This is a genomic window from Ekhidna sp., assembly GCF_965212185.1.
Taxonomy (GTDB): domain Bacteria; phylum Bacteroidota; class Bacteroidia; order Cytophagales; family Cyclobacteriaceae; genus Ekhidna.
The window spans coordinates 3,802,303-3,816,739 of sequence record NZ_OZ243102.1 but is presented as its reverse complement, the minus strand read 5'-3'; the positions used below and the strand labels follow the sequence as shown (position 1 = coordinate 3,816,739).

Below are 14,437 nucleotides of genomic sequence, written 5' to 3'. Positions count from 1 at the left end.
TTATTTCACTTCCTCTGTCAGTATATCTGGTTTTCCTTCAAGTGTTTTGTGAACAGGGCACCTATCCGCAATCTCAATCAAACGCTTTCTTTGCTCATCAGTTAAATCACCGGTTAGCTTGATTTTTCTCTTTATCTGATCAATTTTTCCTTTTGAACTTTCACTGTTCTCACCGTCTAGCTTATGCACTTTATCATGAGTCAGCTTTACTTCAACCTCTTGTAAATCAATTTTTTTGTGATCAGCATACATTCTCAGCGTCATGGCTGTACAAGCGCCCAATCCTGATAAAAGATAACCATATGGAGTGGGTCCATAATCGTCACCTCCAACACTCGGTGGTTCATCGGCTATCATCTGATGCCTTCCTGAGATCACTTCTGTAGTAAATCCTTTCTCACCTACCCTCGTCCAAACTTCTCCTTCAGGAGCTTCTTCAGGGTCATTCTCTTCAATATACCTGCTAGACCAGCCTGCTATAATAGATCCAACATATTTAGCGTCAGCCTCCTTAGTCATTAAGTGATCCGATCCATCAAGGCTAATAAAGCTTTTTGGATGCATGGCTTCCACATATATTTCCTGTGCATTTTCAATACCCACGATATTGTCTTGAGGAGAGTGAATCACCAGGAGGGATTTCTTCAGGTTTTTGATGACACCCTCTCTTTCCTTCTCTTCAAGGTCATCTAAAAATTGCTTTTTCATTTTAAAAGTTCTTCCACCGATATTCACACTAGCTTCTCCTTTTTCTTCAAGATCTTTTCGTCCATTATCTAATAAATGAGTGACATGCTCAGGCGTAGATGGAGCTCCTATTGTAGCTACAGCTTTCACGTTTTCCAGCATTCCTGAAACATGTAAAACAGCTGCACCGCCAAGAGAGTGTCCTACCATAATTTGTGGTGCCTCATATTGTTGCTCCAGGTAGTCATATGCATCTTTTAAATCCGATAGATTGGATGAAAAATTAGTATCTGCAAATTCGCCTTTACTTTGACCCAAACCTGTAAAATCAAATCGAAGAATGGCCATGCCTTCCTGGGTAAATGCATGACTGATGTGATCTACCGATTTAAGATTTTTCGAGCATGTAAAGCAATGTGCGAAAAGCACAAAAGCCTTCGGTTTGCCAATTAATGGAAAATCAATTCTTCCTGAGAGCTCTTCACCTTGAGAATTTTTGAAAGTTACTTTTTTATATCGCATGATTGCATGTATTTTGATCTAACTTGAACCGGAAACAATTTGAATCCATTGTTGTCATTAAGCTAATGATTTCTACTCAGTGAAAAGGTGTCTAACCATAGTAATTCTGCTAATTGTCTGCACAGCTTCTTTTGCACAGACCCTCTATTATGATGTGGTCAAAGGAACTAAGAAGCTCGGAGATATGACTGTAGAAAGAATTTTGGGTGAAAATTCAGTGAGATATGAAATTGACAGCAAGGTTACATTTAGAATTTTATTGTCCTTTACTGTTGATTATGAATCAACCAGTGAATACAAATACGGTCAACTGATTAAGGAATTTACTCATAATGAACTGAATGGTTCTTCTCAGAAAAAGTCGACTGTTTGGTTTGATGGTGAAAAGTATACCCTTGATTTAAATGGAAGTCGAACAACATTTAAAGATCGTATCGAATACTCAGTAGCAACCATCTATTTTCAGGAACCCAAGGATGGGCAGAAAGTCTACTCTCCTCAATTTGGTGATTACCTGGTCTTTGAGAAAATCAATGATAACCAGTACGAATTGGATTCTCCTGATGGGTTAAATATATATACCTATATAAATGGCATTTGCACTGAGGTCAAGGTATCTCGTGATTTTGCAAAATTCTATTTTAGGATGACTCCAGAGTCCTTGAGGGAAATAAAGCAAAACCAAATTGGCGGCAGCACACCAGTTGTAGATTAATTCTCCAATCAGGAAAATTATTTTTAAAATATGTAAGTGGTGAAGTTGATTAACTATCAGAAATCTAACATAAAACATTCGGCAAAGAGCAGAAGCTATTTACTTTCTCAATTGATAAACAAGGGATAAAAGTGGGTAGTTTAGCAGCCTAAATCAATCATTAATGGTCACCTGCGTTGCAATAGATGATGATCCACTATTCCTACAATCTCTTCAAGCGTATTTCTGGGAGTATGAAGAATTAGATCTGATTGGAGTTTATAAAAATCCAGTAGATGGAATTATGAATGTGGTCAAAATGAAGCCAGATGTATTACTCCTTGATCTTGAAATGCCTTACCTAGATGGTTTTGAGACATTAGAAACATTGGATAAAAAGCCAAAGATCATTATGATTTCAGCGCATGTCAATCAACCCGCCAGAGATAGAATGCTTAAGGTGGATAAGTATGTTCGAAAGGTGAGTTTGAATAAGGATCTGCTGAAAAAATCTATCTTAGATGTAATGAGTTAAGACACAACTTTCTTTTTCTTAACATAATTTGAATCAAAGACAGGAAGACTTACACTGAAGGCAGTACCTTGACCTTCAACGCTTTCTACTTTTATTTCTCCGTTATTCATTTGGATAAACTCATTTACAAGCTGTAATCCTAAGCCTAATCCTTTTTCTCCAGCAGTGCCATAAGTCGTTTTACTACTTTCAGAGTTTAATAAATTTTCTGTGTCTTCTTTGGACATTCCGGTTCCAGTGTCAGAAATAGCTACCACAGCATACTCATGCGTAACAACAATGTTTGCTGAGATCTTACCTCGTTGCTCAGTAAACTTAATTGCGTTGTTGATTAAATTTCTAAACACGGTATGAATAGAATTTCTGTCAACCCAAACCTCGACATTAGTAGGGGCATCTAATGTAATGTCTATCTTTTTGCCAGCTGCCATGTTTGAAAACATTCCAATAACATCTTCAAGCATTTCCAAGAGGTTTACTTTTTCGGGTACATTAGGAAAATGACCTTGTTGCTGCATAGCCCAGCTAAGTAAATTGTCTAATAACGCGGTTAACTGCTCCACAGTCATTTCCATATGATCAGCCATTTTAAATAGCTCATCTTTATCTTCGTCTTCTACGCAATGACGGATAAGCTGACTAACACCCATTAACGAACTTATGGGGCCTCTCAAATCATGTGAGATTATAGAAAAAAATTTGTCTTTGGTCTCGTTTAACCTTTCGAGGGAAGATTTTTGCTCCCTCAGTAGATTATTGATTCGAATTTTTGATCGGTAGTAGATGTAGATGATTACTGCCAATACTGCAAAAGCGACTGTTACAACTATTGAAATAATGATAATTGACCGCTGATTTCTTCTTTGGGCTTTTAACAGCTCTACTTCAGTTTCTTTTTGTGAGAGCTCAAAGGTTGATTGCTGCTGAGCCATCTGTCGTATTACGTTCTTATTTTCTATCGAATCCTTAAAAGAAATGTATTGTAAATGATGGTGTATAGATTTTTCGAAATTGCTGGTTTCGAAATTTATCTTATAGAGTAGATGATGAAGGTCTCTTCTTAACTCCAAAAGACCGTATTTAATCGCCAATTCCAATGCTTCATTAGCATGGTTTTGAGCCTGATCTATTCTTCCTGTTTCAAACTCAATCTCCCCTAAGAATTTAATGAAATCTGCTACCGCATAATAATCTTCAATACCTCTAAGACTAGCAATGCTTTTTTCTAAAGATGCAATGGCCTGTCCTTTATATCCTTGGGCAGCCAGGGTGATACCCATATTTCCTCTAATGTATGCTAGCAATGCCTCTCTTCTGGATTCACTTACATTAGAAAAATTTGATACAAGGTTTTCCGCCTGTCTTCCGTAGAGCATCGATGTATCAAGCTTATTAATAGTATAGTAATCATAAGCAGTATTGAGTAATGCGATAGCAAGGTTCAATGTGTCGCTTTGGACTTCAAAAATGGCAATGGCCTTATTCATAAAATGAACAGAGGTGGGTATATCGCCCTGGCTGGCATATGTTGCTGCTATTTCTCCATTTGAGGTTCCAATTAATTTGTTGTCTTGATTATCCTCTGCAATTCTTAGTGAAATCAGTAGGTGCTCCAAACTTGCGGATAAGTCTCCTAAAAAGCGATATCCAATTCCGAGTTGTAATTCTGCAGCATGCTTAAAATAATATGAATCGTGTTGGATTGCCAGTTTCAGCAATTCTTCAGCATACTCGATTCTTTTGCTTGATTCAGGTTGTTCAGAAGTGATTACCCTCAACAAAGTCATTTTATCGATACTATTATCAGCAGCCTGATACTCCACTATCAGACTATCTAACAAGGAGGTTTGGCTAAAGCCAAATTGACTTATTAAAAAGAGTGCTGTAGCTAGATTATATTTAAAAAAGAAGGCGAATCTTTCCATTCACCAAAAAGTTAGTGCTAATTCTTGAAAAAAGAATCCACAAATTCTGTCTTATTAAAAACCTGAAGATCTTCGACTTTCTCACCCACTCCTATATACTTCACTGGAATTTTAAATTGATCAGAAATTCCAATGACAACACCACCTTTAGCAGTACCATCTAATTTCGTCACAGCTAAAGAAGTAACCTCGGTTGCTTTTGTGAATTCTTTTGCTTGGATAAAAGCATTTTGACCTGTACTTCCGTCCAGTACCAGCATTACATCATGAGGAGCTTCAGGAATAAATTTTTGAACAACATTTTTGATTTTGGAAAGCTCATTCATCAGATTAACCTTGGTGTGGAGCCTTCCTGCAGTATCAATGATCACCACATCAGCGTTTTCTTCTTTACCTCTTTTAGCAGCTTCAAATGCAACTGCAGCCGGGTCTGTATTCATCCCCTTAGATACTACAGGTACGCCCACTCGCTCACCCCACATGATCAGTTGATCCACAGCGGCAGCCCTAAAAGTATCGGCAGCTCCAAGAATGACTTTTTTATCCAGAGCCTTCAATTGTGCCGCAAGTTTTCCTATGGTAGTAGTTTTTCCAACACCATTCACCCCAACAACCAAAATCACATATGGACCATCAACCTTAGGAAGATCAAAATCAACCTGGTCTTTGGTATTGTTTTCTGATAATAGTCCTGCAATCTCTTCGCGTAAGATTTGATTCAGCTCAGATGTATTTAAGTATTTATCTTTTGCCACTCGCTCCTCAATACGGTCAATGATTTTCACTGTAGTTTCCACACCTACATCGGAGGTGATTAATACTTCTTCCAATTCATCAAGAACATCAGCATCAACAGTTGATTTACCAACTACAGCTTTATTGAGCTTGGTGAAGAAATTCTGTTTGGACTTTTCAAGACCCTTGTCGAGAGATTCCTTCTTGTCTTTAGAAAAAAAACTTTTTAGACCCATGGTATACTGGATTTAGATCGAATAGGTGAATATAAAAAAGGCCACTCTGACGTGTTCGTCGGAGCGGCCTTCTTTCTTTTAGGATTTAATTTCTTACTTAGCTAATGTATCTTTTACATCACCTTCAAGAACCATTTCCTCTCGGTAACTGTAAGATCCATTATCGCCTTTGATCGCTTTGATCACTTTAGCGTATTTTGCTCCACCTGGTTGCTTAAGAGTTGCTACTACTTTCTTTGCCATGGTTACTTAATTTCTTTGTGTACTGTATATTTTCTCATGATCGAGTTGTATTTCTTCAACTCTATTCGATCAGGAGTGTTTTTTCTGTTCTTCGTAGTGATGTACCGGCTTGTGCCTGGAAGACCACTGTTTTTGTGCTCTGTGCACTCGAGAATTACCTGGACTCTATTTCCTTTCTTCGCCATTTTATTTTGTCTTTTCCAAAAAGGAGTGCAAATGTAGAAAACTTAATGCTTTCAATGAAATTTTATGTGAAATTATATTAAGCATATTGTTTCACCTACATCACCTTATGGGTATAGACATAAAAATCGTCATCAAATGATACCTCACCTTTAGGTAATTCCATCACCTGATGTCTTGTTTTAGGAGATATCCATAATTCTTCTTCCCCAACTTTTATTCGCAGCGGCATGTCAAAACCTTCTATGCAGTTGGCCCAGCGATAGATCATTTGATTGTCTTTGACTACATACTCTAGTACTGGGATTCGAATATCTCTTAAGTACTGATCAAAGACTTTGGACAAATCCTTACCTGATTTCTCCGAGATATATGTTTCTATTTCTTGGGTGGTTACCGTCTGATGATAAAAATCTTTGTTTAGACCTCTAAGGATAGCCCTCCATTTTCCATCATCATTAACAACTTGTCGTATGGTGTGCAGTAAATTGCTCCCTTTGGCGTACATGTCACCAGAGCCTTCCTGATTAACATAATAATCTCCAATAAGCGGTTCATTATTACTTATACCAAATCGCAAACCCTGATTATATTCAGCTCCTGCTTCTTTACCATAGAAATACTCTATAAACAAGCATTCGGAGTATTGAGTAAAGCCCTCATGCACCCACATATCAGCTGCATCCTTATAAGTGATGTTATTTGCAAACCACTCATGACCAGTCTCATGAATGATGATGTAGTCCCATTTCAATCCCCAGCCGGTACCACTCAAATCTGATCCGAGATATCCTTTTTGATATTGGTTTCCATAAGTCACAGAGCTCTGATGTTCCATTCCTAAATATGGGACCTCAACCAACTTATAGCTATCCTCATAAAATGGATATGGTCCAAACCAATGTTCGAATGCTTCCAGCGTACGATAGGCATCCTTAAAATGCTCTTTGGCTTTGTCTTCATTGTACTTGAGTACCCAAAAATCAACATCAAGTTCTCCCTTTTCACCTTTATACTTTGAAGAGATATTCACATAGTCTCCAATGTTTACATTCACTCCATAGTTATTGATTGGATTCACTACATTCCAGCTAAAGGTTTTGGTACCATCCTTGTTCTTTTTGGATTTTATGAGCCTACCATTACCTACAGCCGTTAAATTTTCCGGAGCAGTAATGTTTAATGTAATGCCATTTTCTGGCTCATCGTACATGTGGTCTTTGCATGGCCACCATAAGCTTGCACCAATTCCCTGGTTTGAAGTTGCCACAAAATGATTTCCGTTTTCGTCTTTCTTCCATGAATAACCACCATCCCAGGGTGCGCGAATAGCTTCTCTTGGTTTACCCTCAAATGCAACAGTTACACTAGCTTCTTCACCCGCTTTCTGTTTTGGTAATTCAATGAAATAAGCATTTCCCTCACGATTTATTTTGAGCTCCTGATTTTCTTGAGTCGCTTGTGTAATTTTCATGGGCTCCTGAAGATCGATTTGAAGGACATTATTCTCATCCAACACTTCATATGTGATGATATTGGTGCCTGAAATGAATTTGTTTTCAGGATCTACCTTCACTGATAAATGATAATGTTTCAAATTCCACCAGGCCCTTTCCGGGGTTATAGAACCTCTGAGAGAATCTTGTCGTGTGTAGGATTCCTGCTTATCAAAAATGGCCGTTTGGGCATTTATCTGAAAACTAAGGATTACCAATAAGCAGATTGCAAGTTTTTTCATTATTTCGACTTTAGGGAAGGTGCTAAAATAGCAAGCAATGAATCGTTCTTAGTAACAAATACATTATTGGCTTACTTGTCAGATAAATGGCAAAAAAAATCCCCTACCTGTGCGGCAGAGGATTCTAAATTTCTTCCAGAATGATTTTACTTGATTACCATTCCGTTTGCTCTCGCTTTTTTAAGTACCGAAGTGATACCGTTTTTATTGATTGTTCTCAACGCTGAAGTAGAAACTTTCAGCGTGATCCACTTATCCTCTTCAGGAATGTAGAATCTCTTCTTCTGAAGATTCGGATTGAATCTTCTTTTGGTTTTGTTATTAGCGTGAGAAACGTTGTTTCCTACTTGTGGCCTTTTACCAGTTATATCGCAAACTTTTGACATCTTTCTATCCCGTTTTCAAAAATGGAGTGCAAATATCGGGATTTCAATACAATATGCAAACTATTGCTCCACATTTATATGATTATATGGACAATGTAGACACCCATTTCCACAGCAGTATCCCCTCTTGAGGAGATATTTTTCTGTAAGAACCATCTTTCCTTGATTATTGATGTAGAAATCTTCCGGTTCAAGTTGCATATTCATGGGCTTACAAAATTGGCGCTCATTAGTTAAATTATTAATCTTGTAATTAGAAATAAACGGCAAAATTATGATAGAAAACAAGACAATGAATAGTGAGGAACTAATTAGGCTGGAAGATAAGCATGGTGCGCATAATTATCATCCACTTCCGGTAGTGCTATCCAAAGGAGACGGTGTGTATGTTTGGGATGTTGAAGGTGAAAAATACTATGATTTTCTATCTGCTTATTCTGCTGTAAATCAGGGACATTGTCACCCTGCCATTGTTGGAGCAATGACCAGACAAGCAGAAACATTGACACTTACTTCCAGGGCATTTTATAACGACGTACTTGGTCCATATGAAAAATTCATTACTGAGTATTTTGGTTTCGATAAGGTTCTGCCAATGAATACGGGTGCAGAGGCTGTGGAGACTGCAATTAAACTGTGTAGAAAGTGGGCCTACGAGAAAAAGGGAATAGATGAAAATAAGGCTCAAATAATTGTTTGTGATAACAACTTCCATGGTCGAACTACAACAATCGTTTCGTTCTCGAATGACCCGGTAGCAAACAAGAACTTTGGTCCATTTACTCCCGGATTTATTCGGATTCCTTACAATGACCTAAACGAGCTAGAACGAGCCATTCAAGGAGAAAATATTGCAGGATTTTTAGTGGAGCCCATTCAAGGTGAAGCCGGAGTGATGGTACCTGATGAAGGATACATTAAGAAAGCAAAAGAGATTTGTGAAAAACACGGAGTACTTTTTATTGCAGATGAAGTTCAAACAGGAATAGGCAGAACAGGAGCATTATTAAGAGTTTGTGGGGATTGTTCATGTGCAGGGCATTGCGAAAAACAAGAAACTTACACGCAACCAGATATTTTGATTCTTGGAAAAGCGCTATCCGGAGGAGCGTATCCGGTATCAGCAGTATTGGCTAATGATGAAGTAATGGAAGTAATCAAACCAGGACAGCATGGGTCCACTTTTGGTGGTAACCCGGTGGCCGGTGCTGTGGGAATTGCAGCTTTGAACGTAATCCGTGATGAAAAACTAACTCAAAATGCCCGGCTATTAGGGAACCTCTTTAGAGATCGAATGAATCAAATGATTGAGAAAACAGATCTTGTAAAACTTGTAAGAGGTAAAGGGCTACTAAATGCGATTGTGATAAATAATGATGAGGAAAGCTCTACAGCCTGGGACATTTGTATGAAGCTGAAAGAAAATGGTTTGTTGGCTAAACCTACTCATGGCAACATTATCCGTTTTGCACCTCCTTTGGTAATGACTGAAGAACAGCTACATGATTGTTGTGATATCATAGAAAAGACAATTATGGAGTTTACGAAATAAAATTTTCTTTTTCATCGAAAACGCAAAAAGTGGTTGCCTGAAAAGGCGTCCACTTTTTATTTTAGTACAATGAAGCCCATCACCTACCTAATCGCTTTGTTGCTTTTTTCTAGTTTATTCTCTCAACGTCACGTGATTGACAGCATCAAAAATGAGTTGTCAACCCAAGAACCAACCGAGCAGATACAGTCTTTAAATGATCTTTCATGGCATTACAAAAACATAGACACTGATAGTGCCATGCAGTTTGCACAAAATGCGCTAGAGCTTAGTAAAAAAATCGAGTCAAGTGAAGCCATAGCTGCTTCATATAACAGTATTGCTAATGTCTTAGAAGCCACTGGTAAGCTTGATAGTGCACTTCAAATGCATAAGATGTCTTTAAGCATTAAAGAGAATCTTCAAGATACTTCAGGGATGGCTGATTCATATAATAACATTGGGATAGCATATGATGAACTGGGTAAATATAACCTCGCTCTTGAGTACTACTTAAAAGCTCTACGGCTGTATGAGTCACAGACCGATCAGGACTTCAAGATAGCAATGGTACTCGGCAACATTGGGATTGTTTATAAAAAACAAAAGGAGTATGATAAAGTTCTTTCATATTATCAACAGGCTTTAGCAATCTATGAAGAGGTGAAGTCGGATTTTGGGATTATGGTTACTAAAGGCAATATTGGCAGTGTCATGTTGCATACAGGTGACTATGAACAATCGATCCAATATTCCGAAGATGCAATGAAATCGTATAAGGAAAATGGATATATGCGCTACGTTCCATATATGAAAAGCAACATTGCAATAGCATATGATAGCTTACGAGAATGGCACAAAGCAAGATCATATTATTTAGAGGCTATCAATGAACATAAGGATTTTGATAATGATTACGAGCTGTCAAGTACTTATGTATTTCTTGCAGCAAACTATTGGAAGACCCAAGAGTATCAAAAAAGTGCAATAGCAGCACAAAAGGGATATGATCTAGCTAAAAAAATTAATGCTCTTGAATTTCAATCCACTGCATTGATGCATTGGTCAAAGGCGCTTGCAGGAATGAAAAAATATTCAGAAGCATTTAACAAATTAATGCAGCATAATATCGTCAAAGACTCATTGTTTGAAGAAACAAAAACGAAGCAAATATTTGAACTTCAAACAAAATATGAAACTGAAAAAAAGGAACAGCAAATTGCGCTTCAAGACGCACAAATTGCAGAGCAAGATGCCCAGCTTGAAAGAAATCAGATTCTGTTAGCAGCATCTGCAGTAGCTATTATATTGATCATTGCGATAGCATTGCTTCAAAGAAGCAGGCTAAGAAAAAAACAACTACTCAGATTGCAGGAGGAACAATTAAGAACCAGAGACGCTGAAATAAATGCAACAATAACATCCCAAGAAAAGGAAAGAGCAAGGTATGCCCGTGACCTTCATGATGGATTTGGACAAATGATCTCCATTCTTAATATGAACATTCAAAATTTAAAGGAAGGCGCAAAACCAGACGAACGTCAAAAAGTATTTGAAGAATCATCAAAAGTAATTGATGATATGTATAACGAACTTAAGAATATCTGCTTTGATCTAATGCCTCAAACACTGATAAAAAGTGGGTTAGAAGCCGCACTGAATGAATTTACAAGCAGGATTAATAAAGCCGGAAAAATCAGCATTGAGTTGAATGTATTTGGTTTAGATCAGCGATTAACAGAACTACAAGAAATCTCCCTTTATCGCATTTCGCAGGAATGGATCAACAATATTCTCAAATATTCAGATGCATCTAAGGTCACACTCCAAATCACGAAAGATGAGCAGGAAATTACGCTACTAATGGAGGACGATGGGACCGGTTTCGATCGCGAACTCCTAAGCAATGGTAAAGGCTATGGTTGGAAAAATCTTAATTCCAGAGCCAACCTAATCAGAGGGTTAATTGAATTGGAAACTCATAAAGGAGTAAAAGGTAATACGCTCATTCTTAATGCTCCAGCTACACCTTTTGCAAATGAGGAAGTAGACCAAAATACCATGGAGCTGGTATAGTATCCTTTTGTTTCCTTGTTCTTCTTTGGGTAGCTAAAGCGCAAGCCGGATGAATTTATTATCTTTCCTTAGCAGAGATAAAGCTGCTAAGATGAAAATATTTCTAACAGATGATCACGCTATCCTATTAGGTGGACTAATTAAGATTCTTTCAACAGAGGATGATTTGGAAGTAGTGGGTTCAGCAGGGTCAGTTCAAGAAACATTGGATCAACTAACTCATAAAAACGTCGATCTCCTCATCACCGATTACAATCTTCCGGATGATGATGGACTAACCCTCGTTAGAAGAGTAAAACAGAAGTATCCGAACATTAAAATCATCGTATTGAGCCAACACGATGAAGCTCATTTAATTAAGGAAATTCTCAAAGAAGGGATTGACAGCTATATACTGAAAAAAGATTCATATCAGGAGTTGGTGAATGCGGTACGAGCAGTGAAGAATGGCAAAGTATATCTAAGTTCAGACATTAATGCCATGCTCATGAAGGGCCTGAATGGAACAGAGGAGCAAAGACTTCTTACTGATAGAGAAAGAGAGATTTTAAAACTGATCTCTAAGGAATACACCAACAAGCAAATGGCAGAAGAACTATTTATCAGTGAGCGAACCGTTGAAACGCATCGTAAAAATATCTTCAGGAAAACAGGCACCAACAATCTGGTTGGTCTAATCAAGTTTGCTTACGCAAACAACCTTATCTAGAGCTGTTTAATCTGACCGTATTCCCAAGGGAATCTTTTACAAACCTAATCCCAGAGAACCATCGAGATCCCTCCAAGTCTCGTTCCAATGTCACTTGCAAGAGGATATGGGATACTCCTTTTGATTTAATAATTTATTCATCTACGGGTTTCACGGTATATAAATATCCCTCCTCCATTGGATTACATGGATCAAATAATTCATCAAATTTTGATATAACAAAATGTAACCGCGAATAAAATTACGACCCGACATGAAAAAATCAATCAAATTAATTCTAAGCCTGCTGCTAATAATAGCATTTGGACAGGCTAATTCTCAAGATGCCTTATGGCAGCTTGATTTGGACAGTGAAGTCGAATGGAACAGTATTACTGAAAGTGGAATCCTTTTAGTAGGTACCAAAGACTTCCAATTACATGGTGTTGATAGCCGAGATGGCAACATCCTGTGGACAAGCGAAGCTTTCGAGCAAGCAAAGAAAATGAAAGGAGCTGACGGCAAGAAGGTAGAGCCAAAGTATGCTTTTGAAAACTATATCAGAGTTCTTGAAGATGAGGAATACCAGGAGGTTTCAGACTACATAGAACTAAAGTTTTCAGATGCCACCGGTTCATTTAAGCAATATGCAATCATCAATATTCAGACAGGTGAAGAGGTGATAAGCCCTAAAATTGCTGAAATGCCAATTACTAAAGTTCCGTTGTATGGTGAAATGGCAACATTCAACTATGATGGCACTGGATACCTTCCTGATTTAAGAATGGTAATCATATCTACAAGCTACATTGATTACGTGACAAAGGGTAATCCAACCATTAATATCACAAAAATGGTGGATCTACTTTCTCAAAAAATCATCTGGACAAATGAAGAGATAGCAGTAAATGGTTTTCCGGCCATGCTGGATGATGGCGATATCGTTCTTCCTGGAACGACTCAGATTGCCAAACTGAACCCTAAAACGGGTGAAGTAAAATGGAAGTACAATACCAGTTTAAAGAACCAGACGTTCGAAAGTTTTGACCTCAGTCTTGACCTATCAAATGGTTATTTCTTTGAAAAGAAAAAGAACAGTGGTGCCTTATCAGCACTTGATATGAAAACAGGCAAAAAGCTTTGGGAGCAAGAATTAAAGCTTAAAGTGGTACCCGTAATGTCTGCTGTTAGTGATGGGGTAGTTGTGATAGACGACAAATGGTTTACTATGTATGACCTAAAAAATGGAAGCGTAAAATGGGAGGTGAAAAAGATAGACGGCTATATTGTAGATCTTGGAGAAAAAGGGATACTGGCTACCTCAAAAGGGAAGCAGCTGATGCTTCTAAACAGAGATAATGGCTCTGTTATTTGGGATCAAAAAATTAAAGGGATAAACATTGATCAAATTGCTGCCACCGGAGTAATGTACTCAGATCTGAAAGGAAGATTGGGATATATCCAATTCGATGGTGAATTGATTTGGAATAAAAAAGGAATGCTGGAAGTACCTTCTTTAAGATACAAGCCAGAGCTTACCAAAGAGATCATGCTGATCGATGGGGATTTATTTCAAGTGGATCTTTTGACAGGAGATTATGAAGTTCTTCACAAAGGTTTATCTAAAAAGTTTGAGGGGGATGATGCTGCTCCTGAAAGTGTGGAATTAGTTGCTGGAGGATACTTATTTATGGATGGAAATAATCTGGTGATGTTGGAACCAGACGGATCTGTAAGATTCGAAAAATATTGGGCAGCACCAGGTCTAAGTTTGGCAGCAAAGATTGCCCTTAGAGCGGCACAAGTATCTGTTATGGCAATGGGTGCAGCAGCCCAGGCTCAATCATCGTATGTTGCCAGCTACTCACGATACGGCACCAACGATTATTACAGTAAAATGTATGCTCAACAAGCGCAAGACCTTTTCAATGCTGCTGGTCAGGTTGGAGCAGAAGCTAAAAAGACCTTTCAAGCGAGTGTTAGTAAAGGGGACATACGTATGATCCTAACCAAAGTAGGTGAAGGAGGCCAAGGTAAAAGTTCTGGATTAGTAAAAGTGGACAGAAGAACGGGAGAAGAACTTGGAACGCTTCTTTTAGGAGATAAAGAGCCAATTTATGATTATGATCATGTTTCCGGACAGGTCTTTTTCAAAGCTGATAAGAAACAAATTATAAGCTACAGCTTCTAATTGAAGCATTTACTTGCCTGGCGATCAACCGTTTTCGGTTGATCGCTCTTTTAACTTAATACCCGCA

14 protein-coding genes are annotated in these 14,437 nt (G+C 38.0%); 6 read left to right on the top strand and 8 right to left on the bottom strand.

Translation table 11 applies throughout. The features are described 5' to 3' along the window. Entirely contained in the window at positions 1-1,209 is a 1,209-nt protein-coding gene (locus ACOMC3_RS16710) for an alpha/beta fold hydrolase (RefSeq protein ID WP_420317026.1), read from the bottom strand. 79 nt (positions 1,210-1,288) lie between these two features. Here ACOMC3_RS16710 and ACOMC3_RS16705 point away from each other — a divergent pair, with 79 nt between their 5' ends. Further along, positions 1,289-1,924, top strand: coding sequence for a DUF6134 family protein (locus ACOMC3_RS16705; RefSeq protein ID WP_420317025.1), 636 nt, complete (start codon positions 1,289-1,291; stop codon positions 1,922-1,924). Between the two features lie 163 nt (positions 1,925-2,087). Then, positions 2,088-2,438 (top strand): LytR/AlgR family response regulator transcription factor, encoded by a 351-nt coding sequence (locus ACOMC3_RS16700; RefSeq protein WP_420317024.1) that lies wholly within the window; start codon positions 2,088-2,090, stop codon positions 2,436-2,438. Here the strand turns inward: ACOMC3_RS16700 and ACOMC3_RS16695 are convergent. From ACOMC3_RS16695 to ACOMC3_RS16665, 7 genes are all read right to left on the bottom strand, one after another. After that, a complete protein-coding gene (locus ACOMC3_RS16695) occupies positions 2,435-4,363 on the bottom strand; it encodes an ATP-binding protein (protein ID WP_420317023.1) in 1,929 nt (642 codons plus the stop codon). The genes ACOMC3_RS16700 and ACOMC3_RS16695 overlap by 4 nt on opposite strands. A 17-nt stretch (positions 4,364-4,380) precedes the next feature. Next, entirely contained in the window at positions 4,381-5,334 is a 954-nt protein-coding gene (ftsY, locus tag ACOMC3_RS16690) for a signal recognition particle-docking protein FtsY (protein ID WP_420317022.1), read from the bottom strand. 93 nt (positions 5,335-5,427) lie between these two features. Further along, positions 5,428-5,577 (bottom strand): DUF4295 family protein, encoded by a 150-nt coding sequence (locus ACOMC3_RS16685; protein ID WP_348279825.1) that lies wholly within the window; start codon positions 5,575-5,577, stop codon positions 5,428-5,430. A 2-nt stretch (positions 5,578-5,579) separates the two neighbouring features. After that, positions 5,580-5,762: a 50S ribosomal protein L33 gene (rpmG, locus tag ACOMC3_RS16680; RefSeq protein WP_348283304.1), complete on the bottom strand. Its 183-nt coding sequence runs from the start codon at positions 5,760-5,762 to the stop codon at positions 5,580-5,582. A 95-nt stretch (positions 5,763-5,857) separates the two neighbouring features. Then, positions 5,858-7,498 carry a M1 family metallopeptidase gene (locus ACOMC3_RS16675; RefSeq protein ID WP_420317021.1) on the bottom strand — a complete coding sequence of 547 codons (1,641 nt, stop codon included), beginning with the start codon at positions 7,496-7,498 and terminating at the stop codon, positions 5,858-5,860. A gap of 146 nt (positions 7,499-7,644) precedes the next feature. Then, the gene (gene rpmB / locus ACOMC3_RS16670) at positions 7,645-7,884 is read right to left on the bottom strand and encodes a 50S ribosomal protein L28 (RefSeq protein WP_348279823.1); all 240 of its coding nucleotides are present in this window, start codon (positions 7,882-7,884) and stop codon (positions 7,645-7,647) included. A gap of 60 nt (positions 7,885-7,944) precedes the next feature. Beyond that, complete coding sequence (locus ACOMC3_RS16665; protein WP_420319325.1) at positions 7,945-8,085, bottom strand: DUF5522 domain-containing protein; 141 nt, start codon at positions 8,083-8,085, stop codon at positions 7,945-7,947. A 73-nt stretch (positions 8,086-8,158) separates the two neighbouring features. Here ACOMC3_RS16665 and rocD point away from each other — a divergent pair, with 73 nt between their 5' ends. From rocD to ACOMC3_RS16645, 4 genes are all read left to right on the top strand, one after another. After that, positions 8,159-9,436, top strand: coding sequence for an ornithine--oxo-acid transaminase (rocD, locus tag ACOMC3_RS16660; protein WP_420317020.1), 1,278 nt, complete (start codon positions 8,159-8,161; stop codon positions 9,434-9,436). A gap of 69 nt (positions 9,437-9,505) precedes the next feature. Next, positions 9,506-11,491 carry a tetratricopeptide repeat-containing sensor histidine kinase gene (locus ACOMC3_RS16655; protein ID WP_420317019.1) on the top strand — a complete coding sequence of 662 codons (1,986 nt, stop codon included), beginning with the start codon at positions 9,506-9,508 and terminating at the stop codon, positions 11,489-11,491. 49 nt (positions 11,492-11,540) lie between these two features. Continuing rightward, positions 11,541-12,200, top strand: a complete 660-nt coding sequence (locus ACOMC3_RS16650) for a response regulator (protein WP_420317018.1) — start codon at positions 11,541-11,543, stop codon at positions 12,198-12,200. A gap of 253 nt (positions 12,201-12,453) precedes the next feature. Further along, positions 12,454-14,370: a PQQ-binding-like beta-propeller repeat protein gene (locus ACOMC3_RS16645; RefSeq protein WP_420317017.1), complete on the top strand. Its 1,917-nt coding sequence runs from the start codon at positions 12,454-12,456 to the stop codon at positions 14,368-14,370. The last annotated feature ends 67 nt before the right edge of the window (positions 14,371-14,437 follow it).

What these genes read in the sequence shown, in the direction of transcription:
- ACOMC3_RS16710 (WP_420317026.1), bottom strand. Translation starts at nt 1,209, where the DNA reads ATGCGATATAAAAAAGTAACTTTCAAAAATTCTCAAGGTGAAGAGCTC.
- ACOMC3_RS16700 (WP_420317024.1), top strand. Translation starts at nt 2,088, where the DNA reads ATGGTCACCTGCGTTGCAATAGATGATGATCCACTATTCCTACAATCT.
- ACOMC3_RS16695 (WP_420317023.1), bottom strand. Translation starts at nt 4,363, where the DNA reads ATGGAAAGATTCGCCTTCTTTTTTAAATATAATCTAGCTACAGCACTC.
- ftsY (WP_420317022.1), bottom strand. Translation starts at nt 5,334, where the DNA reads ATGGGTCTAAAAAGTTTTTTTTCTAAAGACAAGAAGGAATCTCTCGAC.
- ACOMC3_RS16685 (WP_348279825.1), bottom strand. Translation starts at nt 5,577, where the DNA reads ATGGCAAAGAAAGTAGTAGCAACTCTTAAGCAACCAGGTGGAGCAAAA.
- rpmG (WP_348283304.1), bottom strand. Translation starts at nt 5,762, where the DNA reads ATGGCGAAGAAAGGAAATAGAGTCCAGGTAATTCTCGAGTGCACAGAG.
- ACOMC3_RS16675 (WP_420317021.1), bottom strand. Translation starts at nt 7,498, where the DNA reads ATGAAAAAACTTGCAATCTGCTTATTGGTAATCCTTAGTTTTCAGATA.
- rpmB (WP_348279823.1), bottom strand. Translation starts at nt 7,884, where the DNA reads ATGTCAAAAGTTTGCGATATAACTGGTAAAAGGCCACAAGTAGGAAAC.
- ACOMC3_RS16665 (WP_420319325.1), bottom strand. Translation starts at nt 8,085, where the DNA reads ATGCAACTTGAACCGGAAGATTTCTACATCAATAATCAAGGAAAGATG.
- rocD (WP_420317020.1), top strand. Translation starts at nt 8,159, where the DNA reads ATGATAGAAAACAAGACAATGAATAGTGAGGAACTAATTAGGCTGGAA.
- ACOMC3_RS16655 (WP_420317019.1), top strand. Translation starts at nt 9,506, where the DNA reads ATGAAGCCCATCACCTACCTAATCGCTTTGTTGCTTTTTTCTAGTTTA.
- ACOMC3_RS16650 (WP_420317018.1), top strand. Translation starts at nt 11,541, where the DNA reads ATGAATTTATTATCTTTCCTTAGCAGAGATAAAGCTGCTAAGATGAAA.
- ACOMC3_RS16645 (WP_420317017.1), top strand. Translation starts at nt 12,454, where the DNA reads ATGAAAAAATCAATCAAATTAATTCTAAGCCTGCTGCTAATAATAGCA.